Origin of the sequence: Frankia sp. Hr75.2 (assembly GCF_949319125.1) — a bacterium.
Lineage (GTDB): Bacteria > Actinomycetota > Actinomycetes > Frankiales > Frankiaceae > Parafrankia > Parafrankia soli.
Window position 1 is genome coordinate 128,949 of sequence record NZ_CASGGV010000321.1, and the last position, 22,285, is coordinate 151,233.

20 protein-coding genes are annotated in these 22,285 nt (G+C 72.6%); 9 read left to right on the top strand and 11 right to left on the bottom strand.

All coding sequences use genetic code 11. The features are described 5' to 3' along the window. Window positions 1–4 precede the first annotated feature (4 nt). On the top strand, window positions 5–1,231 hold the full coding sequence (locus AC559T_RS29565) for an ABC transporter ATP-binding protein (RefSeq protein ID WP_498870789.1): 1,227 nt from the start codon (window positions 5–7) through the stop codon (window positions 1,229–1,231). Between the two features lie 69 nt (window positions 1,232–1,300). Here the strand turns inward: AC559T_RS29565 and AC559T_RS29570 are convergent, their stop codons facing one another. Continuing rightward, complete coding sequence (locus tag AC559T_RS29570) at window positions 1,301–2,560, bottom strand: cytochrome P450 (RefSeq protein WP_498870790.1); 1,260 nt, start codon at window positions 2,558–2,560, stop codon at window positions 1,301–1,303. Window positions 2,561–3,135: 575 nt separating this feature from the next. Between AC559T_RS29570 and AC559T_RS29575 the strand changes: the two genes are divergently transcribed. After that, a complete protein-coding gene (locus AC559T_RS29575; RefSeq protein ID WP_112107876.1) occupies window positions 3,136–3,951 on the top strand; it encodes an alpha/beta fold hydrolase in 816 nt (271 codons plus the stop codon). A 72-nt stretch (window positions 3,952–4,023) separates the two neighbouring features. Here the strand turns inward: AC559T_RS29575 and AC559T_RS29580 are convergent, their stop codons facing one another. The 7 genes from AC559T_RS29580 to AC559T_RS29610 form a co-directional block, all read right to left on the bottom strand. Then, window positions 4,024–5,259, bottom strand: coding sequence for a cytochrome P450 (locus tag AC559T_RS29580; protein WP_498870791.1), 1,236 nt, complete (start codon window positions 5,257–5,259; stop codon window positions 4,024–4,026). Beyond that, entirely contained in the window at window positions 5,256–5,729 is a 474-nt protein-coding gene (locus tag AC559T_RS29585) for a PaaI family thioesterase (RefSeq protein WP_112107874.1), read from the bottom strand. The genes AC559T_RS29580 and AC559T_RS29585 overlap by 4 nt, the downstream gene beginning before the upstream one ends. A 1-nt stretch (window position 5,730) precedes the next feature. Next, window positions 5,731–7,596, bottom strand: coding sequence for a fatty acyl-AMP ligase (locus tag AC559T_RS29590; RefSeq protein ID WP_498870792.1), 1,866 nt, complete (start codon window positions 7,594–7,596; stop codon window positions 5,731–5,733). A 76-nt stretch (window positions 7,597–7,672) separates the two neighbouring features. Continuing rightward, on the bottom strand, window positions 7,673–9,091 hold the full coding sequence (locus AC559T_RS29595; protein ID WP_498870793.1) for a cytochrome P450: 1,419 nt from the start codon (window positions 9,089–9,091) through the stop codon (window positions 7,673–7,675). After that, complete coding sequence (locus AC559T_RS29600) at window positions 9,088–9,999, bottom strand: class I SAM-dependent methyltransferase (protein WP_498870794.1); 912 nt, start codon at window positions 9,997–9,999, stop codon at window positions 9,088–9,090. The genes AC559T_RS29595 and AC559T_RS29600 overlap by 4 nt, the downstream gene beginning before the upstream one ends. Before the next feature lie 2 nt (window positions 10,000–10,001). Continuing rightward, complete coding sequence (locus AC559T_RS29605) at window positions 10,002–10,265, bottom strand: acyl carrier protein (RefSeq protein WP_071067018.1); 264 nt, start codon at window positions 10,263–10,265, stop codon at window positions 10,002–10,004. Window positions 10,266–10,308: 43 nt separating this feature from the next. Then, window positions 10,309–11,319, bottom strand: coding sequence for an acyl-CoA desaturase (locus AC559T_RS29610; RefSeq protein ID WP_200835459.1), 1,011 nt, complete (start codon window positions 11,317–11,319; stop codon window positions 10,309–10,311). Between the two features lie 202 nt (window positions 11,320–11,521). Between AC559T_RS29610 and AC559T_RS29615 the strand changes: the two genes are divergently transcribed. Beyond that, complete coding sequence (locus tag AC559T_RS29615; RefSeq protein WP_498870795.1) at window positions 11,522–11,683, top strand: hypothetical protein; 162 nt, start codon at window positions 11,522–11,524, stop codon at window positions 11,681–11,683. A 130-nt stretch (window positions 11,684–11,813) separates the two neighbouring features. On the opposite strand, the gene AC559T_RS29620 is transcribed toward AC559T_RS29615, so the two are convergent. Both AC559T_RS29620 and AC559T_RS29625 read right to left on the bottom strand, forming a co-directional pair. After that, window positions 11,814–12,584 carry an SDR family NAD(P)-dependent oxidoreductase gene (locus tag AC559T_RS29620; RefSeq protein ID WP_071067016.1) on the bottom strand — a complete coding sequence of 257 codons (771 nt, stop codon included), beginning with the start codon at window positions 12,582–12,584 and terminating at the stop codon, window positions 11,814–11,816. Between the two features lie 55 nt (window positions 12,585–12,639). Next, a complete protein-coding gene (locus AC559T_RS29625) occupies window positions 12,640–13,500 on the bottom strand; it encodes an SDR family NAD(P)-dependent oxidoreductase (RefSeq protein WP_498870796.1) in 861 nt (286 codons plus the stop codon). Window positions 13,501–13,873: 373 nt separating this feature from the next. On the opposite strand from AC559T_RS29625, the gene ppk2 reads away from it, so the two are divergent. From ppk2 to AC559T_RS29645, 4 genes are all read left to right on the top strand, one after another. Next, on the top strand, window positions 13,874–14,848 hold the full coding sequence (gene ppk2, locus AC559T_RS29630) for a polyphosphate kinase 2 (protein ID WP_498870797.1): 975 nt from the start codon (window positions 13,874–13,876) through the stop codon (window positions 14,846–14,848). A gap of 300 nt (window positions 14,849–15,148) precedes the next feature. Further along, the gene (locus AC559T_RS29635; protein WP_498870798.1) at window positions 15,149–16,063 is read left to right on the top strand and encodes an SAM-dependent methyltransferase; all 915 of its coding nucleotides are present in this window, start codon (window positions 15,149–15,151) and stop codon (window positions 16,061–16,063) included. Window positions 16,064–16,168: 105 nt separating this feature from the next. Further along, window positions 16,169–17,749 carry a hypothetical protein gene (locus AC559T_RS29640; protein ID WP_498870799.1) on the top strand — a complete coding sequence of 527 codons (1,581 nt, stop codon included), beginning with the start codon at window positions 16,169–16,171 and terminating at the stop codon, window positions 17,747–17,749. Between the two features lie 111 nt (window positions 17,750–17,860). Next, window positions 17,861–18,661 (top strand): YqjF family protein, encoded by an 801-nt coding sequence (locus AC559T_RS29645; RefSeq protein ID WP_498870800.1) that lies wholly within the window; start codon window positions 17,861–17,863, stop codon window positions 18,659–18,661. Between the two features lie 2 nt (window positions 18,662–18,663). Here the strand turns inward: AC559T_RS29645 and AC559T_RS29650 are convergent, their stop codons facing one another. Continuing rightward, window positions 18,664–19,419, bottom strand: a complete 756-nt coding sequence (locus AC559T_RS29650; RefSeq protein ID WP_498870801.1) for an O-methyltransferase — start codon at window positions 19,417–19,419, stop codon at window positions 18,664–18,666. A gap of 123 nt (window positions 19,420–19,542) precedes the next feature. Between AC559T_RS29650 and hisD the strand changes: the two genes are divergently transcribed. Both hisD and AC559T_RS29660 read left to right on the top strand, forming a co-directional pair. Then, window positions 19,543–20,838, top strand: a complete 1,296-nt coding sequence (gene hisD, locus AC559T_RS29655; protein ID WP_200835238.1) for a histidinol dehydrogenase — start codon at window positions 19,543–19,545, stop codon at window positions 20,836–20,838. Next, window positions 20,835–22,232: a histidinol-phosphate transaminase gene (locus tag AC559T_RS29660; protein WP_498870802.1), complete on the top strand. Its 1,398-nt coding sequence runs from the start codon at window positions 20,835–20,837 to the stop codon at window positions 22,230–22,232. Before hisD ends, AC559T_RS29660 begins: the two co-directional genes overlap by 4 nt. Window positions 22,233–22,285 lie beyond the last annotated feature (53 nt).

Here is a 22,285-nt window from a genome sequence, read left to right on the forward strand (position 1 = left end):
CCAGTTGACGACTGAGACCCCCCCGATGACTGCCGGCGTCACCACGGACGGCGGCACCGCGAATGACCTCACCCCGGACGGCGCCGGAGTCCTGCTCGACGGCGTCACGAAGCGCTACGGCCGCCAGACCGTCCTCGACGTGCCGCGACTGCAGGTCCCGCACCGCTCGTTCACCGTGCTCGTCGGGCCGTCGGGCTGCGGCAAGTCCACCGGGCTGCGGGTCGTCGCCGGCCTGGAGACCCCGGACACGGGCCGGGTCGTGATCGGCGGTGTGGACGTCACGGACGTCGCGCCGGGACGGCGCGGGGTCTCGATGGTCTTCCAGGACTTCGCGCTCTACCCGCACCTGACCGTCGAGCAGAACATCTCGTTCAGCCTGCGGCTCGAGGCCCGCCACGACCGGCGCAACGGGCCGAGCAAGGCCGACATCGCCCGCCGGGTCACCGAGGCGTGCGCGATGCTGGGCCTGGAGAAGCTGCGCGGACGCCGGCCGGCTCAGCTCTCCGGCGGCGAGCGCCAGCGCGTCGGACTGGCCCGCGCGGTCGTCCGTCGCCCCTCGGTGCTGCTGCTCGACGAGCCACTGTCCGCCCTGGACGCCCAGCTGCGCCAGCACGCGCGCGCCGAGCTCGTCCGGCTGCACCGGGAACTCGGCAACACCGTGGTCCTGGTGACGCACGACCAGCTCGAGGCACTGTCGATGGGCACGAACCTGGTGGTGATGAACGGCGGGAAGGTCGTCCAGTCCGGCACGCCCGGTGAGATCTACCGGCGCCCGGCGGACACCTTCGTCGCCGGCTTCGTCGGCAGCCCGGCGATGAACCTGCACGACGTGCGGGCGGGCACGCATCCCGCCGGGACCGAGCTGACCGCGCCCGGCCTGCGCGTGGTGATCCCCGGCGGCGGGCTGCCGGCCGAGGTCCGGCTCGGGTGGCGTCCCGGGGACGGGGTCCTCGAGCGGCTGCCGGACGCCGGACCGGCCGCCGGGCTGGGCGCCGGGGGCGAGTCGACCGGGCCGGGGCTGCACGCCGACGGCGTGGTCGACGTCGTCGAGTTCACCGGCGACGCCGTCGTCGTGCACTGCGCCGGGGAGCTCGGCCGCTGGGCGGTGGCCGTCCGGGCGGGCGTCGACCAGCCGGCCGTCGGCGACCGGGTGCGGACCAGGGTCGCGGCCGCCCATCTCCACCTGTTCGACGCGACCACCGGCCGGCGCATCGACGATCCCACCGCCTGAGTGCGGGTCACGCCGTGCCGCGGCCGGACGGCGTTCGTGCCGTCCGGCCGGGCGACGAGGACGTGGCTCCTATCGCCACACCACCGGCACGGCGGACGGTCCCCGCTCGTACATCCCGATGACGCGCGGGGTCTCGGCATGAGAATCGAGGCGCAGACCGGGTAGGCGGTCGAGCAGCGCGGAGACCGCGGTGTGGATCTCCGCGCGGGCCACGTGCATGCCCAGGCAGATGTGCGGTCCGCCACCGAAGCCGAGATGCGGACCCGCCGGGCGGGTGGGATCGAACTCGTCCGGACGCTCCCAGCGCGCGGGATCGCGGTTGGCCGCGCCGAAGCACAGATGTACGACCGACCCGGCGGGGATCGCGACCTCACGCAGCGTCGTGTCCACTCTCGCGAAACGCGAGAACATCGGGTCCGTGGGCGTCCAGCGGATGGCCTCGTCGATTGCCGGGCGCAGGAGCGCGCGGTCCGCGCGTACGGCTTCCAGCCAGGTGGGACGGGTCAGCAGGGCGAGGAGCGTGATGCCCATCTGCTTCCACGTCGAACCGGAGCCGGCGGTCAGCAGCAGAAACGCGAAGCCCAGGATCTCCTCGTCGGCGAGGGTGTGGCGCCCGCCGTCCTCATCCGTGATTTCCGCCTGCGCGAGAACGCTGATCAGGTCGTCCTGCGGATCACGGCGACGAGCCGCGACGATGGGCATCACGATGTCGACGAACGCGTCGGGGCTGCGCCCGTCCGAGGTCGCCGCCGCCTTTATGCGCAACGCGTCGGCGGCGCCGACACCGAAGCTGCCGCAGATGGTGAGCAGCGGAATGGCGGCACAGAACTCGACGTTGAGATCGGCCCGGCCGGCGGCCTCGAAGGTGTCGATGAGCATGTGCACGGTGGATCTGATCCACCGGTCGATCCACCAGCCAGCCTGCTTGGGCACGAACGACGGCTGGACGAGCGCCCGGTAGCGGCGGTGCCGCGCGCCGTCCATGAAGAGCAGAACAGTCTCGCTCCGCTCGTTCTCGAAGCCCGGGATGGCCGGCGCCGAGGCGAAGGTCCCAGTGTCCCGAAGCACCGCCTGGCAGGTGGCGTAGTCGAAGACAGAGAAGTGCGGCAGCTCCGGATAGGGCAGGCCCGGGAAGAACGCGTCGCCGTGGAATCCGACCAGAGGACCGACGATGCCGGGGTGCACCGGGCCGGTCTCGCGCAGCCGGTGGAACTCCGGGTAGATGTCGCCCTCGAACGCCCCGCCGCGGGCGGCGTACACCTCACTACGGAGATCGAACAGCTCGCGGATCCGTCGAGGGTCCAGGGCCGAGGCGTCGCGCGTCACCATGTCAGCCTCGCTCGGATAAGACGATCCGAGTGCGGGATTCCATCATCTGACCGCCAAATCATCTGACCGCCAATTGTCAGTGACAATAGCCGTCAGTGACAATAGCCGGATAGCGAGGTTTGCCGCAAGAGTACTTCACGATCCGTCGATGGGTACGGCTTTCGGACGACGGGACGGTGTTCGGTGTTCGGTGTTCCGGTGCCGGCGTCGCCGGAACGTTGACGCGGGCCGCGTACCCACCACCGGTCAGCAGGGCACACACCTCGTCGCCGACGGCCGGCCCGCCCGCGTCGGTGGCCGCGCCGATGGCGGAGACCCGGCCGGCGCACTCCGGGTCGAGGATGTCGCTCGCGCCGGGCGGCGCGCGGGATCGGCCACCTCCGACCAGGACGTCACTTCGGGGTTACCGGGAACGCTTACCGGAATCGCTTTGCGGGAAATATCCTAATCTCTTCGATCTTATTTTTCCGTATATTAACTGAATGTTTTTCGGATGTCGTGGAGAATATCGGGGCGGGTAGCCTGGGTGCCCGCTTCCTGGCGTGGGACAAGATCTCAAGAAGGAGCGGAGCGCTGTGTCGACCATCGATGTCCGGGGCGTGTCGATCTCTTATGGAGATACCGGTTCTCCAGCAGGTCGGCCGGATGCGCCGACGATTGTGTTCGGGCACGGCCTGCTGTTCGGCGGCTGGGTGTTCCGCGCGCAGGTCGCGGCGCTGCGCGAGCACTACCGCTGCGTCACCCTTGACTGGCGCGGCCAGGGTGACACACCGCCGACCCCCGGCGGGTACGACATGGACACCCTCACCGCCGACGCGGTCGCCGTGATCCAGCGGCTCGGCCTCGCGCCCGTGCACTGGGTGGGACTGTCCATGGGCGGCTTCGTCGGCCTGCGGATCGCGGCCCGCCACGGCGAGCTGCTGCGGTCGCTGACGCTGCTCGACTCGAGCGCCGATGCCGAGGAGCCGACCGAGGCCGGTGCCTACCGGCGCCTGGCCCTGGTGGCTCGGCTGGTCGGCGTCCGGCCGGTCCTCGGCCGGGTCCGTCCGACCATGTTCGGCCCCTCCTTCCTCGCGGACCCGGACGGCCGGCCCGTCGTCGCGGAGTGGGCCGGCCGGCTTGGCCGAGTCGACCGCTCCGCCCTGCGCAAGGCGGTGCTCGGGGTGGCCGACCGCCCGCCCGTCGACCACGAGATCCCCGGCATCGCGGTGCCCACGCTCGTCGTCGTCGGCGCCGACGACGTGGCCACCCCGCCCGAACGGGCCGAGCGGATGGCGGCCCGTATCCCCGGCGCCCGGCTCGAGGTCGTCGCCGACTGCGGACACACCAGCCCGTTGGAGCAGCCCGACGTCATCACCGGCCTGCTGCGCGGGTTCGTCGCCGGGGCGTGATCCCACCGTTCCAGGGCGCCGCCGGCCCGTGACGCCGGTGGCGGCCCGGACCGCCGCCGGCCCGAGACGCCGTTACCGGACGGCGACCGTCAGCGAGGCCGGGCCGCGGACGTTGATCCGGCCGTTCCAGCGGACGTCCTCGAGCACCGGCGCGGGGAATCGCCCGACGAAGCGGGAGATGGCCACCCGGGCCTCCAACCGGGCCAGCGCCGCGCCCACACAGTGGTGGATCCCGGCGCCGAAGGACACGTGCCGGTGCGCGTCGGCGCGGTCGAGGCGGACCTCGTCGGCGTCCGGGCCCCAGAAGTCGGGATCCCGGTTGGCCGCCGCGAGACACACCGTCACGAACACGCCGGGCGGGATCTCCGTGCCACGCACGGACAGCGGTTCCAGGGTGATCCGCCGCATCAGGTGCACCGGGCTGTCGTAGCGCAGCAGCTCCTCCACCGCGTTCCCGGCGAGCTCGGGCTCGTCGCGCAGCCGGCGCATCTGGTCGGGGTGGCGCAGCAGCGTGAGGATCCCGCCCGCGACGAGGTTCACCGTCGTCTCGTGGCCGGCGACGTACAGCAGCATGACCTGCGCGACCAGCTCCTCCGCGCTGAGGACGTCACCGTCGTGCTCCGCGCCGATGAGCGCGGTCAGCAGGTCGTCGCCGGGGTTGTCACGTTTCCAGTCGGTCACCGTGCGCATGATGGCGGCCACCTCGTCGTTCGCCGCCCGGATCTCGGCCTGCAGCCCCGGGTCGGGCAGCGGCTCGAGGGCCCGCACCATCGTCCCGGTCAGCTCGCGGAGCCTGCCGTGCTCCATCACCGGGATGCCCAGCAGCTCGGAGATCACGGTGAACGGGAGCGGGAAGGCCAGCTCCGCGACGAGGTCGACCCGGCCCGCCTCGGCCATCCGGTCGAGAGCGTCGTCGACGATGCGTTCGATCCGCCCTTCGAGCGCGTCGACGGCGCGCCGGGTGAACGCCTTCGTCACCAGCCGGCGCAGCCTGGTGTGGTTCGGTGGATCCTGGTCGAGCATGGACAGGCCGTGCATGAGCCGGTTCTGCTTGCCCAGGGTCCGCGACTCGCTTTTCCACTCCGGAAGCTCGGTGATGTGCCGTTCGTCGACGGAATGCCCGGAGCGCTGGATTCTCGCCACATCCTCGTACCGGGAGATAATCCAGAATCCCAGCGGGTGCCGGTGAGCCGGCGCGTTTTCGCGCAGCTGGGCATAGTGCGGGTAGGGGTCCTCGGCGAAGCCGTCGGCGAACGGATTGAAGACGTACTGCCCGCTGGTGGCCCGCGGGGTTCGGGTGTCGGTCACCGGTCGGCGCCCCTCCTCGGGTCGGGGACCCTGATGTTGCGCAGAGTGACGAATGCGGTCGCGCACAGCGTCTCGACCTCCCGGCCGCGGGCGGTCGAGCTGTAGACGTCGGCGGCGGCGACGCTGATGGTCGGCCCCGCCTTGATGACGCGCCCGCGCGCGACGATCCGCTCCCCGCGCGCGGGGGCCACGATCTTGACCGTGTAGTCGATGGTCATGTTGGCCCAGCCGGCCGGCAGCAGCGTGCCGGCCGCGCACCCGCCGGCGAAGTCCGCCAGCGCTCCCAGCACGCCGCCCTGGACGAACCCGTCATGCTGGGTCAGCTCCGCACGGTACGGCTGGACGAGCTCGGCCTCGCCCGGCGCCAGCCTGCCGACCTGGAAGCCGAGGTGCCGGGCTGCCGGCATGCTCAGGACCGCGTCCGTCACGGCCCGCTCGAAATCGGGGTTCGGCGCTCGTGGCGAGTCCATTTCAGGTCCTCTCGCGCGGGTTGTCGGTGCTGGGAGACGGGCCGGTGGCCGGGTCGGTGGACGGGCTGGTCGACGGCGTCCAGCGGTCGAAGGCGTCCCGCAGGTAGCGGCGTCGGGCCGCGGCTCGCATGATCTTTCCGCTGGTCGTCTTCTGGAGCCGGCCCGGCAGCGTCAGCACGAGATCCCCGACGGAGACCTGGTGCTCACGCACCACCGCGGCCCGGATGGCCCCGGCGACCTCACCCGGGTCGGCCCGCCGCCGGAACTCGCCCCTGACCTCCTGGACGATGACGAGCCTCTCCCGGTCGGCACCCGGAACGGAGAACGCGGCACACCCGCCCGGCCGCAGCGCGGGATGCGCGGACTGCGCGGTGTGCTCGAGGTCCTGGGGGTAGTAGTTCCGACCCCGGATGATCACGAGGTCCTTCAGTCGTCCCACGACGAACAGCTCGTCGTCGACCACCAGGCCGAGGTCCCCCGTGCGCAGGTAGCCGCGGCCAGGATCGTCGGCGTGCTCGGCGTGGAAGGTCTCGGTGCTCTCCCGCGGGCGGTCCCAGTAGCCCCGCGCGACATGGTCCCCGGCCACCCAGATCTCCCCGATCCGGTCCGGTGGGAGAGATCGTCCCGTCCGCGGGTCCACGATCCGCAGCGCGCCGTCCCGGGGGAGGACCCCGGAACCGACCAGGGTGCTGCCGCGGCCCGCGGGCACCGGCGTGTAGCGGCCCTCACGCAGGTCCTCGGTGGCCGCCTCGATCACCCTCGCCCCGCGGCCCTTCTCGCTGCCGGTCACCAGCAGCGTCGCCTCGGCGAGGCCGTAGCACGGGTAGAGCGCCCGCTCGTCGAACCCGTGCGGCGCGAACGTCTCGGCGAAGCGTCGCAGGGTGTCGTGGCGGACGGGCTCCGCGCCGTTGAAGGCGACCTTCCAGCAGCTGAGATCGAGATCGGGCACCCCGCCCCGGGCGGCGCGGGCCACGCAGGCCTCGAAGGCGAAGTTCGGGCCGCCGCTGGTGTGCGCGCGGTACCGGGAGATCAGCGACAGCCACAGCATCGGCCACCGGATGAAGGCGGTCGGGGACATCAGGACGCAGGTGGCCCCGGCGTACAGCGGCTGCAGCACGTTGCCGATCAGGCCCTGGTCGTGGAAGAACGGAGCCCAGCCGACCACCGTCGAGTCGCGGTCGTGCCCGAAGGCCCGCCGGATCATCTCCTGGTTGGCGGCGAGGTTCCCGTGGGAGACCATGACCCCCTTGGGGTCCGACGTCGAGCCCGACGTGTACTGCAGGAACGCGATGTCGGCGGGATCGAGGTCCATGGGTTCGACGGCCGTGGGGTCGAGGCCCGCGGCGTGGACGTCCACGGTGTGGATGCCCGCGGTGTGGATGCCCGTGGGAGCCGGGCCGGCGGGGATCCGGTCGACGGGGATCCAGGACATCGCGCCGCGCGGCGAGGTCAGGGCGGCCCGGAGCTCGCGGGCCATCGCCTCGAGCGTGAGAACCGCGGCCGGCTCGCAGTCGTCCACGATCCGGCGGGTGGAGTCCTGGACACCGTCGCGGTGCGGCGGGTGGACGGGCACCGCGACCACCCGCGCGTACAGACAGCCGAGGTACGCGACGACGAAGTCCAGGCACTGCGGGAACACCAGCAGCGCCCGGTCACCGGGTTCGCAGGCCCGGGACAGCTCACCGGCCACGGCCAGCGCGCGGGCGTGCAACCCGCCGTAGGTCAGGCGGCCGGTCTCCTCCGCACGCTCGTTCACGAAGACGTACGCCGTCCGCTCCGGTTCGAGCGCGGCACGCCCACGCAGGACGTCGGGAAGCAGCGTTCCCGGCCGCACCGCCGCTGTACCGGGCGTCGTCGTCCGTCGCACCGCCATCCCCTCTCGCCGCGCTCGCTGTGCGCTGGTGGACCGGGCCCGCGTCACCGGCTGGACGTCCCGACGGTCGTCACCGGGACGCCTCCGGGGATGCCGCGCCGGCGGGGCGGGCGGCACCGGCGGCGTGGGGGAGGGCGCGGGGGAGAACGGTGCCGGCGGCGTGCAGAGTCACCGGGAGGTGCCGCAGCCCCCGGACGATGGAGCTGTGGTCCTGCCACTCGAGCTGGTCGGTCCGCGGCTCGATGCTGGTGGTCGCTCCGAAGAGGCACTCGAAGACGACCTGGGCCTGCATCTCGGCGAGGAGACCGCCGAGGCAGCCGTGCATGCCGTGGCCGAAGGCCAGGTGGGCCTTCGGCGCGCGGGTGACGTCGAACTCGTCCGGCCGGTCGAACACGGCCGGGTCGCGGTTCGCGGCGCCGAGACACAGCAGCACCTGGTCGCCGGCCCGGATCCGCCGGCCGTCGACATACACGTCGCGGGTCGCGACGCGCTTGGTCATCTGCAGCGGGCTGTCGTAGCGCAGCGCCTCGGTGACGGCGTCGCCGGCCAGCTCGGGCGCGCGGTGCAGGCGGGCCGCCTGGTCGGGGTGCCGCAGCAGCGCGAGGAGACCATTGCCCAGCAGCGACTTCGTGGTCTCGTTGCCCGCGACGAAGCACATGATGCAGACGAAGATCAGTTCCTCGGGGGTGAGTGCGTCCCCGCCGGCCGTGCGGGCCGCGAGCAGGCGGCTGATCAGGTCGCCGCCGGGCCGCTGCCGGCGCTCGGCGACGACCCCGTCCAGAGCCCGCGCGAACGTCTCGACGACGTCGCACACGTGCTCGAAGTCGCCGGCCCGCATCAGCCCGGGTTCGAGCAGGAACCGGATGTCGTGCGTCCACGGGCCGACCTGCGCGCGCAGGCCGTCCGGCAGCGCCATCCAGTCGCACATGACCGTGACGGGCAGCGGCGCCGCGAGGTCGGCGATGGCGTCCATGCCGCCGGCGGCCAGGGCGCGCCGCACCAGGCCACCGGCGACCTCCTCGACGCGGGGGCGCAGCGCGGCCACCTCGGTGGCGGTGAACACCCGGTTCACCAGCCCGCGCAGCCGCGCGTGGTCCGGGTTGTCGGTGAACACCAGGGACTTCTCGCCGAGCCGCACCACCCGGTCGACGTTCGCCCGGGCCAGCTGGCCGGCCCGCCGGCTGACCAACTGGGGGATGAGCCCGGCGCTGAACGTGCGGTCCCGCAGGACGCCCTGCACGTCGGCGTGCCGGGTCAGGACCCACATGCCCATCGTGCGGTGGACGGGCTGTGCCTCGCGCATCCGTCGGTACAGCGGATAGGGGTCGCGGCGGAACTCCGCGCCGAAGGGGTTGAAGCGGATCGCCGCCCGCCCTCCGCCGGCGGCGCCCCCGCCGGAGGCCCTGCCGGCGGCGGCTCCGCCAACGGTGGCCGCGGCTTCGTCGACGGCGGCTTCGTCGACGGCGGCTTCGTGTGCCCGCGGGGTCATCCCCTCGGCACCTCCCCGGCCGCGAAGTAGCGGTCCCGGAAAGGGCGCAGCACGATCCTGAGCAGGCAGATCTTCCCCATCCGGAAGCCGACGGAGGACAGCTTCAGGTAGCGCTCGTACCGGGCGACCACCTCGGGCCCCACCAGCCGGCCCGCCTCCGCGCGCCGCGCGCGCAGGCGGCGGGCCCACTGCTCGCACGTCCAGGCGTAGTCGAGCCGGCCGTTGTGCACCGACTGGATCTCGAAGACGCCCTCGGCCGCGGTCACGATCTCGGTCAGGGTGGGCAGCTCCGCGTTCGGGAAGATCTCCTGCTGCATGAAGCGGCTCGCCTCGGCGCCGGACATGTTCGCGTAGGCGATCGTCTGCAACGACAGCGCGCCCCCGTCGTTCAGCCAGGACCTCGTCCGGGTGAAGAACTCGTGGTAGCGCCGAACCTTCTCGGCCGGCGAGTCCTCGGGCCTGGCGAAATGCTCGAACGCGCCGATCGAGATGATCCCGTCGAAGCGGTCCTCGGGGGAGTAGTGCAGCCAGTCCTCGGTGCGGACGTCCACACCGGGGTGGCCGCGGGAGCGCACGTGGGCCGCCTGCTCCTCGCTGAGGGTGAGGCCGACCGACCGCGCCACCCCACGCTCACCGGACAGCCGCTCCAGGATCGAGCCCCAGCCGCAGCCGATGTCCAGCACGCTCCGCGCGCGGCCCGCGTCGATCGCGTCGAGATGGAACCGCAGCTTGCGCTCCTGGGCGGCCTCCAGGGTGTCGTCCGCCGCCGCCCGGATGGCGCACGAGTAGGTGAGAGACCGGTCCAGCCAGAGTGCGAAGAACTCGTTTCCCACGTCGTAGTGATGGCGGACGGCGGCAGCCGCCTCGGCTGCCTCTGCCCTCCGGTCATTCTCGTCGGTCAGCGTCACGATCAGGTCACCTGCCGTTGCGCCTGTCGCTGCTCGTGCAGGCGTGCCGCGACGGCGTTCAGGCTGGGATTGGCGAAAAGCTCCTCGGCGGCGAGCTCGACGCCGTAACGGTCCTCGACCTCGGTGAGCAGGGATACCGCCAGGGCCGAATCGATGCCCAGCCGATCGAAGTCGGCGTCCAGATCGAGGGTTCCCGCGGGGACCTCGAGAAGTCCGGCCAGGTACTCCCGGCACCATCCCGCGATTTCCGGCTGTGTCGACTCCATTGGTGCCCCCTCCATTTGTGTCCCCTCCACTTGTGTCCGCTCCCTATGTCGCCGGGCCGGTCGCCGTCCCGGCGGTTCTCGGCACTCTTCGTGCGGCTATGCGTTCCGTGGACGGAACCTTGAGGTCCCAGGCGAGGCCGCACGCCGCGAGGGTCCTGATGAGCCAGTACCCCGGGTCCAGGTGGTACCAGGCCAGGCCGAAGGAGGGGGATTCCGGAAAGGCATGGTGGTTGTGGTGCCACGACTCGCCCAGGGTCAGCAGCCCGAAGACACCGCCGTTCCTGCTGTTCTCCCGGGAGTCGAAAGCCCGGGTGCCGAACATGTGCAGAAAGGAGTTGATCGACCAGATGATGTGCTCGAGGACGAAGATCCGCACCAGGCCGCCCCAGAGGAACCCGCTCACCGCCCCGGCCCAGCTCCAGTAGACCAGGCCGCCGACGAGCGTCGGGATCAGCAGGCCCAGGAGGACCCAGTAGTCGTAGCGCCGCCCGATCCGGGCCAGCGCGCGGTCTCTCAGCAGGTCGGGAGCGTAGTGGGCGATGTTGGGGTATTCGTGGCGGCGCATCCACAGGAAATGGGAGTGCGCCAGCCCGTGGAGCCGGCCGCGCAGCCCGCCGCCGGCGAGATTGGGGGAGTGCGGATCGCCGGTGCGGTCGCTGCACTCGTGGTGCCGCCGGTGCAGGGCGACCCAGGAGACCATCCCGCCCTGGCCGGCCATCGAGCCCAGAACCGCTAGCACGGCCGAGACGCCGCGCGTTGTCCTGAACGTCCGATGGGTGAACAGCCGGTGATATCCGACGGTGACACCGAGCCCGGTCAGCAGCCACATCGACGCCAGCAGCCCGAGCTCGGTGAAGCCGAACGGGTGCACGGTGAGGAATCCGAGCGCGGCGATGGTGCCAAGAATCGGGATGATGTCGAACAGCAGGAAATGGCGGCGCTGGAGGCGGTGCAGGTAGGGGCTGCTGAGTGTTTTCCGGCGGGGAGCCGGTCTCGCGTCTCCGGTGTCGGCATCGAGGTTGGAAATCCCGGCCGCACGCTGGATGTCTGCCATTTCTGAACCGTGCCTCCTGAGTACCCACTCGAGGTCGTCATTCAGGTGGCGGCAGCGTAACAGCAGCCCAGGCGGGTTTTGTAGGCTCCGTCGCAGATACAAATCGCGCGATTGAACTCAGGTCGCCTCGGGAGGTCTGATGATCACGGTGTGGGCGGGTCGGCCGGCGGGTCGGCCGGCGGGTCGGCCGGGGGTTCGACCGGTGAGCCGGTCGGCGGGCCGGGTCGTGCTGCCGCCCGCGGAGTTCCTCGCCCGCCGCGCCGGGCGCCGTCCCGAACTCCTGCGGCACCTGGTGACCGCCGGTCTCGCCGCGCTCGGCCGCGACGCCGCCGCGCCGCCGGAAATCCGCTTACCGCCCCGCTGACCGCATTTGCTGACCGTGCGGGCTGACCGCGGCCGCTGACGGCACCCGTGCTGACCGGCGGCGGATCGCTGGCGACCACACCGTCACCGCCGCCGGCCACGGGGCCCACGCCCGCCGGGCTCGAGCGGCGTCAGAACCGTCCCGGGGTGGCGAACGCCCGAACTGCCTCGGCTCGCCCCGGAACCGTGGACCGGTTCACCGCGGTCTCGAGAGACGACTGTCCGCCCGCGATCCACAGCGGACCATTGGCGATGTTGTCCAGGGCTTCCTGGGCGGCTTCGTCGGGCGCCTGAGCGGCGTCGAGGGGATAACCCAGCCGGGCCATCGCCGGAGTGGCCGTGAAGCCGATGCTGAGGTGCAGTACGTCGACTCCGTACTGTTCGCACTCGATCCACAGCGCTTCGCTGAAAATGCGACTGAAGGCCTTCGACCCGCAGTAGGCGGCCAGGGACGGCGCGCCCATGAAGCTGGCGCCCGAGCCGGACAGGATGATCCCCCCGCGCTTGCGCGCGCACATGAGGCCGCCGTAGTGCCGCGCGAACTCGGCCTGACCGAGCACGTTGACGGCTATGACCGACCGGTAGACCGCGGGATCCAACCCGACGAAATCACCGCGGACGCTGTTGGCGCCGGCGTTGTAGATGAGCAGGCCGACCTCGATGTCGTCGGTCACGGTCCGTGTCCGCTCCAGGGCGTCCGGCTCGCTCAGGTCGACGGACAGGATGCGTACCTCCGCGCCGCCCGCGCGCAGGTCATCAGCGAGCACCTGTAAGGGACCGGTCTTGCGGGCCGTGAGGACCAGTCTGAATCCCTGGGCGGCCAGCTTTCGGGCGTAGCTCTCACCGATGCCCTCCGAGCCGCCGACGACCAGCGCCCACGGCCCGTACTTCTCCAGATTCATGATCTTCCCTTTGGTGGCGGTGACCCGGGCGCCCCGGCCGTCCCGTCGCTCCGGTTCAGGCGGTGGTCGTGGGCTGGTCGTCCAGGTCGATCCCGAGCTCCTTGAGTTCACGTTCGGCCCAGAACAGGCGTCCGGTGTATTCCATGGGCTCGGCGCACGAGGCGAAGTAGGCGAGCATGCGGGCGGGGACGTCCATCGGCACGGCCACGCTGTCGTCGAGGCCGGCCTCCTTGACGCGGATGGCGACGAGCTCGGTGGCCACCAGGCCCGGGTGCATGCCGATCACGGCGATGCCCTTCCGGGCGAGCTCGGGGGCGAGGACGTTGCCGAGCCGGTCGAGTGCTCGCTTGCTGGAGTAGTAGCCGGGCACGGCGAGGCTGAACTCGCCGATGTTCTCGAGCTTGGGGAGCTCCTCGGGCTGGCGGAAGACCTCACCGCTGCCGGTGCTGAGGTTGAGGATGCGCCCGCCGCCGCGACGTTCCATGATCGGTGTCACTGACTGTATGAGGGTGAAGGGCGCGTGGAGGTTGACGTCGAACTGGTACAGCCAGTCCTCGCGTGTCAGCTCCAGGAATCTTTTGGACCAGATGTCGCCGGTGGTGGCCGCCGCGTTGTTGATGAGCACGTCGACGCCACCGAACCGCTCGACGGCGGCGTCGACCAGGTGCTGGAGATCCGCCTCGCTGGCTAAGTCGGTCTGCACGGCGATCGCGCTGGCGCCCGTGTTCTCGATCTGCGTCAGTGTCTCGTTCAGGGTGCCGGGCAGGGTTCTGTCCGGCTCGACCGTTCGTGCGGCCAGGACCAGGTTCGCGCCGCGGCGGGCGAACGTCTGGGCTGCCTGCCGGCCGACGCCCCGGCTGGCCCCCGTGATGATCACGACTTTGCCGGTCAGGTCCAGTTCCTTCTGTCGCTGCACGGTGATCCGACCTCCGCTCTCCATTTGAACACTGGTCAAATGGAGGGTAGCACGGTCCCATCCCCGGGCATCGGCCCGCGGATCTGGCTCCCGGGCGGGTCGACTTGTGTTCATCTGGGGGAACAGATGATGAACACCCAGCTCGGCGCGGTCCGTCCGGCCAGGTCGGTGGTGGGATCGGGGAGGACGGCCGGGGCGCCGCGGGATCTCCCGGCCTGCCGCACCCCCGGAGCGGGTACGTCGCGGACAAGGCGGACCGGGAGACAACGCCGACCGGGAGGCGATGCCGCCCGGCAGACAGGCCGCCCGGCAGGCAAGCGGCCCGGGACGTGCCGTATCCGACGACGGCCCGCTACCGCCACCGGAGGCTGCCATGAGTGACCTGACCACCGCGACTCCTGGTCTGCGTGCCGCCGCCGAGGCGCCGCCCGGCGTGCTCCCGGTCGAGTACCTGGGCGCGGACGTCCGCTCGCTGACGGTCGTCGAGGAGGACGCCGACGACGCGATCCTGCTCCGGCCCGACGGGACGACCATCGACACCTGGCGGGAGAACTACCCGTACGCGCAGCGGCTCTCCCGCGACGAGTACGAGCGGGACAAGCGGCTGCTGCAGATCGAGCTGCTGAAGCTGCAGTACTGGGTGAAGGACACCGGGCAGCGGCTCGTCCTCGTCTTCGAGGGGCGCGACGCGGCCGGCAAGGGCGGCACCATCAAGCGGTTCACCGAACATCTCAACCCGCGCGGCGCCCGGGTCGTCGCGTTGGAGAAGCCGACCGAGACCGAGCGCGGGACCTGGTACTTCCAGCGGTACATCGCCCACCTGCCCACCGCCGGCGAGATCGTCATGTTCGACCGCTCCTGGTACAACCGGGCCGGGGTCGAGCGGGTGATGGGCTTCTGCTCCCCGGAGGAGTACCGGGAGTTCCTCCGCCAGGCGCCCGAGCTGGAGCGGATGCTCGTCCGCAGCGGCGTTCACCTCGTCAAACTGTGGTTCTCGGTCTCCCGCCGGGAGCAGCAGACGCGGTTCCTCATCCGTCAGATCGACCCGGTGCGGCAGTGGAAGCTCAGCCCGGTCGACCTCGCGGCGCTCGACCGGTGGGACGACTACACCGAGGCCAAGGAATCGATGTTCTTCTACACCGACATCCCCGAGGCCCCGTGGACGGTCATCAAGAGCAACGACAAGAAGCGGGCCCGGCTCGAGGCGATGCGGTACGTCCTTTCCCGGCTGGACTACCCCGGCCGGGACGAGTCGGTCATCGGCCGCCCCGACGAGCGGATCGTCGGCGCGGCCGCCGGGCTGCTGGAGCCCGGCGAGCAGGCAGACCGCCAGTTCCCGAAGCTCTGACCGTATTGGCGCTCGGCTGTGGCTGGCGCTGTAGCCGATCCCGCCGACACCCGGCGAGGGTGTGCCGACCAGGCGGGTGTTCCGACACCGCGCGCCGCCGGCCGGAAAATAACTTTGACGGTTCGTGACGGGCTGGCCTACAGTGACCGCGGCAGCGCCGGAAACACACAGCCGGCGCCGACAGTGGAGGAAGCCATGGCTGCCCGGGAACAGTCCCGGGCTTCCGGAGGTCACCCGTCGACCCGGCGCGGTGGCGCTCAGCGCTGACCGCGGGACGCGGCGCGTGACTCCTGGTGCCCGGTGACATATGTCGTCACCCTGCAGAGCACCAGCAAGGAGATCTCGGCGTTGTCCGCACATTCTTCTGTTTCTTCTTCCTCCACTCAGCTCACCGACCAGACCGGCGAACCCTCGCCCGAGTGGTTCACCGAGTTCTTCACCGAACTGCCGAACGAGTTCTGGCGCCGCGCGGCGACGCCGGAGATGACCGCCGCCGACGTCGACTTCGTCGAGACGCGCCTCGGGCTCGCGCCGGGGTCGCGGATCATCGACGTCCCGTGCGGAAGCGGCCGGCACAGCCTCGCGCTGGCGGAGCGCGGCCACCGGGTGACCGGCGTGGACCTGTCGGCGGAGGCGATCGAGCACGCCCGCCGCGCCGCCGCGGCCACGGGCACTGCCGTCAAGTTCGTTCTCGGGGACATGCGGGAGATCGCCCCGTCGGGCTCCTTCGACGCGGCGGTGTGCCTCGGTAACAGTTTCGGCTACCTCACCCCCGCGCAGACCGCGGAGTTCGTCCGTTCCCTCGCCGCGGCGGTGCGCCCCGGCGGGGGCCTCGTCCTCGACTTCGGCGCGACGGCGGAGTCCGTCCTGCCCGGCTTCACCGGCGAGGCGCGCGTCATGCGGACCGGTGACATCACGACGGAGGCGACGGTCGACTACGACGTGGCCCGCAGCCGGATGCTCAGCAGATACCGGTTCACCCGCGGTGACGACGTGCTGGACACCACCGCCGTCCATCACGTCTACACGTGCGGGCATATCGGTGACCTGCTGGGCGCGGCGGGCTTCACCGACATCGGACGCCACTCCGATCCGGACGGCACGCCCTACCGGCTGGGCGCCGGGCGCCTGCTGGTCACCGCGCGCCGGGGCCTGCTACCCGCCGTCCCTTCGGGACCCCAGCAGGTCATGGACACGGAGAGTAGTCGCTCCTAGGCTGCCGGTTGTCGACGGCTAGGCCGCCAGCCGCGACGGTGGGGGTCGTCGATGAGTGTGCCTGAGTGTCTGGAAGCCGTCCCGTCCAGTAGGCGGATGGTTGCGATGGGTGCGGTCCTGGCCGTCTTCCTGCTACTGATCGTGACGGTGGAGGTCCTGCTCGCGGGGGCCGCGGGGGCCGCGACGGGTCCCGCGGCCCCCGGTGTCCCCACAGCTGCCAGGGGGCCTGTCCTCACGGCCGGCCCCACCGGCGGCGTGTCCGCTCCCGGCGCCGTACCCCTGCCCGTTCCCGCCGGAAGGACGGTGGCGGTGCTGGCCGCTCCCGGTTGCGGCTCGGGTCGGGTGGGCCACTCGCGCCTGCTGGTCGGCGAGAGCACCACCTTCGGCGGATGCGGCTTCGCGCCGGGCACGCTCGTCGAGATCGCGGCCAACGGCGTCCCGTCGGACGCGACCACGGCGGACGCCGCGGGGAGGATCGCGGTCCCGGTCAGCTTCATGTCGCTGGGGACGAAGCTGCTTACCGCGACCGGCGCCGGTGCCCCGCCGGCCGCTGCTCCGGTCGTCGCCCCGGGCGCGGTCCCGCTCCCGGCCACCGGCGTGCCGGCGGCGGCCGGGGCCACAGGGGTCCCGGCCGCGGGGACGTCCCCGCTCACCCTCACCGCGACGGTTCTCGTGGTCGGATCCCCGAGGGGGGCGGACGATGACGCCGACAGCTCCGACTACGGGCACGGCGGACACAGGCCCCCGAAGGACAGCGGTAGCTCGGCCACCACGCCCACCACGCCCACCACGCCCACCGGGCTGACGCTGGGGGAGGTCATCGCGCTCCTGCAGCTTCTCCAGGGCCAGCAGAGCGCCACGGTGGTCTCCGACCGCAGCTCCATCCCGCGACTGGACGGCCTGACCCTGGGCGATCCCGCGGGCGACGAGGTGGCGGCCGAGGGGGAGGTGGCGGCCGAGGAGGTGGCGGCCGCGGACGAGGCGGCCGCGGACGAGGCGGCCGCGGCGTCCGAACGGCGGCCCCCGGCGGCGTCCGCCGGCGCGGCCCCGGCCGAGTCCCCGGCTCCCGCTGCCGGCGGTGCGGCGGGTGGGCCGGGCGGGACCGGGAAGGGCCAGGCCGGGGGTGAACTGCCGTTCACCGGGCTGTCGGGTATCTCGCTGACCGCCCTGGCCGGCGCGCTCCTCATCGGCGGGTTCTGGTGGATGCGCCGCCGCCGCGAACAGTACTGGCGTCAGCCTCCGCCCGGCTTCGTCGGCCCGCCCTGGGCGCTCCGCGGTTGGCCGGACCCACCGTGGCCTGCCGCCCGCGCCTGGTCTGACGGCGGCTGGCCGGACGGCGGCTGGCCCGGTGGTGGCTGGTCGAGCGGTCGCCGGCCCGGTGACGGCGGGGCGCCCGGCCCCGGCTGGCCCGGGGGCTGGTGGCCCGGCGGCTGGTGGCCCGGCGCGGCCGGTGGATTCGCCTCGCCGGGCGCTCCCAGGGGCGCATCCGGGCCGGGCACCTCCCGGCCGGCCGGCTCCTGGCCGCGCGCGTCCGGCCCCGGCTCGCCGGACTCCGACTCGGAGGAGTCGGAGTTCCTCGAAGAGCCCGAGACTCTCGGTGAGGCCGGGCTTCTCGATGGGCCGGACCCCGATGGGCCGGAGCGCGGTGGGCCGGAGCGTCCCGGTGGAACCGGGGCGTCCTGGTGAGGCAGAGCGTCCCGCTGACACGGGGTCGGGGCGCGGGTCTGGGGCCGGTCCCCGTTCGGGCCCGATGAGACATCCGGTGCGACCTGAGTCACCTGGTGCGACGATGTCGGTATGTGTCCGGATCATCCCGGCCTGCCTGATGGGCACGACTGGTCGGACCGGCCTGTCGTCGAGCCCAGCTGCCCGTTCACCGTCGACCGGCCCACGATGACGCAGCGCTGGGAGCGGCTCACGTTCGTGCACTGGCCCGTCGATCCCGAGGCCGTCGGCCGGCTGCTGCCCCCCGAACTCGCCGCCGACACCTACGACGACCGGGCCTGGGTGAGCCTGGTGCCCTTCTACATGCGCGTCGCGACGCCCGGCGGGCGCGCCGTGCCCTGGGCGTCCCACTTCTGCGAGACGAATGTCCGGACCTACGTCGTGGACCGGCGGGGCCGGCGCGGGATCTGGTTCTTCTCCCTGGAGGCCGCCCGGCTCGGCGCGGTGCTGGTGGCGCGCACCGGCTTCCGCCTGCCGTACCTCTGGGCCTCGATGACGCTCACCGAGACCGGCGGGCCGTCCGGCGGGCCGAGCGGGGGGCCGAGCGAGATCCGGTACGAGTGCCGGCGCCGCTGGCCCGGCCCGCGGGGTACCTCGTGCCGGGTGCGCATCCGGATCGGCCCGCGCTACCAGCCCGGCGAGCTCGGCCCGCTCGACCACTTCCTCACGGCGCGCTGGATCGTGTTCAGCTCGACCGGATCGAGTCACCGCGCGGTGCGGGCCCACCACGAGCCCTGGCCGCTGTGGCGGGCCCACCCGGAGGAGATCGACGACGGTCTCGTCCGCGCCACCGGCCTGCTGCCGCTGCCCGGCGAGCCACTGGCGCACTACTCACCCGGGGTCGACGTCCGGATCGGCCGTCCGGAACGGTAGGACTACGGCAGCTTGCGGGCGATGGTCAGGCCGTCCGCGACGGGGAGCATGACCACCTGGACGCGGGGGTCGTCGGCCACCATCCGGTTGAACGCGCGCACGGCGACGGCGCTCGGCTCCGTCACGTCCGCGTCGAGGACTCGGCCGGACTGCAGGACGTTGTCGACGATGATCAGGCCGTTGGGCTTCATCCGGGGCAGCAGCAGCTCGTAGTAGGTGGGGTAGGAGGTCTTGTCGGCGTCGATGAAGGCCAGCTCGAAAACCGGCTCCGCCGGCAGCGCGGCCAGCGAGTCGGCGGCGGGCCCCAGCCGCAGCTCGATGCGGTCGCTCACCCCGGCGCGCTCCCAGTACCGGCGGGCGACGGACGTCCACTGCTCGCTGACGTCGAGGCACAGCAGTCGGCCGCCCGCGGGCAGGCCGCGGGCGATGCTCAGCGCGGAGTAGCCGGTGAACGTGCCGATCTCGATCGCCCGGGACGGCGCGAGGGCCGCGGTCAGGATCGTCAGCAGCGAGCCCTGCTCGGCGGGAATCTGCATCCGGGCGACGCTCCCGAGCGCCGCGGTCTCGGCCGCGAGGTCACTCAGGACGCCGTCAGGCGGGGAGCCGTGCTCCATCAGGTAGGCGTACAGCGGCCGCGCTAGGAAGCCCGACTTGCCGTCGTACCTGCCTGTGCCATTGGGGGAGGCGCCCGGATCGGGGGCGGTACCCGGAGCGGGGGCGGCGTCCGAACTGGGGGCGGCGTCCGAACTGGAGCTCACCGCCGCAGGTTACCCCGCTCGGGCCGGGTCCCGGTGCCACCGCGCCCCGCGCCGTATCACGGTGTGGTATTCCCAAACAGTTCCACTGCTCGGACCGGCGGTCGGGCCGATACGCTCGTGGGCGTGCTCAGAAGGCTCGATCTGCGCTCCGCGCAGCCCACCACGTCGGACGTCCGTCGGCTCTTCCCGCGGGCGGCCGTGGACGTCGACGTCGCGATGGACGCGGTCCGCCCCGTCTGCGACGACGTGCGCGACCGTGGTGACGCGGCCGTCCTCGACGCCGCGGAGCGCTTCGACCGGGTCCGCCCGGCCGAGCTGCGGGTACCGGCCGACGCGCTCGCGAGCGCGCTCGCGGCCCTCGACCCGGCGGTCCGTGACGCGCTGACCGAGGCGATCCGCCGCGCGCGGCTGGTGCACCGGGCCCAACTCCGGGAGCCGGTGGTCGTCGAGGTGGCCCCCGGCACGAAGGTCACCGAGCGCTGGATCCCGGTCGGCCGGGTCGGCCTCTACGTGCCGGGCGGGCGGGTCGCCTACCCCAGCAGCGTGGTCATGAACGTCGTCCCCGCGCAGGAGGCCGGCGTCGCCTCGCTGGCGGTGGCCTCGCCGCCCCAGGTCGACAACGGCGGCCTGCCGCATCCGGTCGTGCTGGCCGCCTGCGCCCTGCTCGGGGTCGACGAGGTCTACGCGGCCGGCGGCGCCCAGGCCGTCGCGATGTTCGCGCACGGCACCGAGAGCTGCCCGGCCGTCGATGTCGTCACCGGCCCCGGCAATGTCTACGTCACCGCGGCGAAGCGGCTGCTGCGCGGGCTGGTCGGTGTCGACGCCGAGGCGGGCCCGACCGAGGTCGCCATCCTCGCCGACGGCTCGGCCCGCCCCGACTTCGTCGCCGCCGACCTGATCGCGCAGGCCGAGCACGACCCGATGGCCGCCTGCCTGCTGGTCACGACGTCGCCCGAGCTGGCCGACGCCGTCGACGTCGAGCTCGACAAGCAGGTCCCCGCCACCCGGCACCGGGAGCGGGTCACCGAGGCGCTGGCCGGCCAGGGCGCCGTGGCGATCGTCGCCGACGTCGACGCGGGTCTCGCGGTCGTCGACGCCTGGGCCGCCGAGCACCTGGAGATCCACACCGCGGACGCGGCGGGTGTCGCCGCCCGGGTGCGCAACGCGGGCGCGATCTTCGTCGGTGCCTACGCACCCGTCCCGCTCGGGGACTACCTCGCCGGCTCGAACCACGTCCTGCCCACCGGCGGCACCGCGCGGCACTCCAGTGGCCTCGCCGTGTCCGCCTTCCAGCGCCAGGTCCATGTCGTCGAGTGCGGCCCCGAGGCGCTCGCCGACATCGCGCCCCGCATCGCCGCGCTCGGCGGAGCCGAGGACCTGATCGCCCACGTCGACGCGGTGGAGGTACGGGCCCGATGACCGGGAACATCAGCGGAGCGGGCGACGCCGCCCCCTCGGGCGACAGCCCCGGCCTGGGCGACAGCCCCGGCCTGGGTGACGGCGCCGGCCTGGGTGACGGCGCCGGCCTGGGTGACGGCGCCGGGCCACCTGACGCCGCAGGTCCCAGCGGGGTGCTCCCGGGGGCGCCGGCCGGCCAGGGCGCGCCCGTCGGTGGCCGCGGGCGGCTGCGCTCCGCTGCGGCCACCCCGGCCGACCGTGCCCCGTGGCGGCCCGTCACCCTGGACGACCTGCCCCTGCGTGACGACCTGCGGGGGATGTCGCCCTACGGCGCGCCCCAGATCGACGTCCCGGTGCGGCTGAACACCAACGAGAACCCGCACCCGCCGTCCGCCGGGCTCGTGGATGCGCTCGGCAAGGCCGCGACCCTCGCCGCGACCGAGGCCAACCGCTATCCCGACCGGGAGGCCGAGGCTCTGCGCGCCGACCTGGCGTACTACCTGACCCCGGACGCCGGTTTCGGCGTGCACGCGGCCCAGGTGTGGGCGGCCAACGGGTCGAACGAGATCCTCCAGCAGCTCTGCCAGGCGTTCGGCGGTCCGGGGCGGGTGGCGGTGGGCTTCGAGCCGTCCTACTCGATGCACCGGCTGATCGCGCTGGCGACCGCCACCGGCTGGGTCGCCGAGTCCCGCGCGGCGGACTTCACCCTCGACGCCGACCGGGTCACCGCCGCGATCCGCCGGTACCGCCCGGCGCTGCTGTTCCTGTGCTCGCCGAACAACCCCACCGCCACCGCGCTCGGCGCGGAGGTCATCGCGGCCGCCTGCGACGCCATGGCCGAGGTCGGCTCGGGTGTCGTCGTGGTCGACGAGGCCTACGGCGAGTTCCGCCGGGCCGGCGTCCCCAGCGCGCTCACCCTGCTGCCCGACCACCCCCGGCTGGTCGTCACCCGGACGATGAGCAAGGCGTTCGCGCTGGCCGGCGCCAGGGTCGGCTACCTCGCGGCGCATCCGGCGGTTGTCGACGCGCTGCAGCTCGTCCGCCTGCCCTACCACCTGTCGTCGTTCACCCAGGCGGTCGCGCGCACCGCGCTCGCCCACGCCGACGAGCTGCTCGGCACGGTGGACGCGGTGAAGGCACAGCGCGACCTGCTCGTCCGGTCCCTGCCGGAGTTCGGCTGCGTGACCGCTCCGAGCGACGCCAACTTCGTGCTGTTCGGCCACTTCACCGACCAGCGCGCCGTGTGGCAGGGCCTGCTCGACGCCGGCGTGCTCGTCCGCGACGTCGGCCTCGACGGCTGGCTGCGGGTGACGGCCGGCCTGCCGAACGAGACGGAGTCCTTCCTCGACGCGCTGCGCCGGGTGCTGACCGCCCGCCCGGCCCTCCTGCGCGCCGCCGTGGAGATCAGCTCCTGACCGACCGGGCCGGGCCGACCCGACCCGACCATCCGGACCGACCCGAACATCCG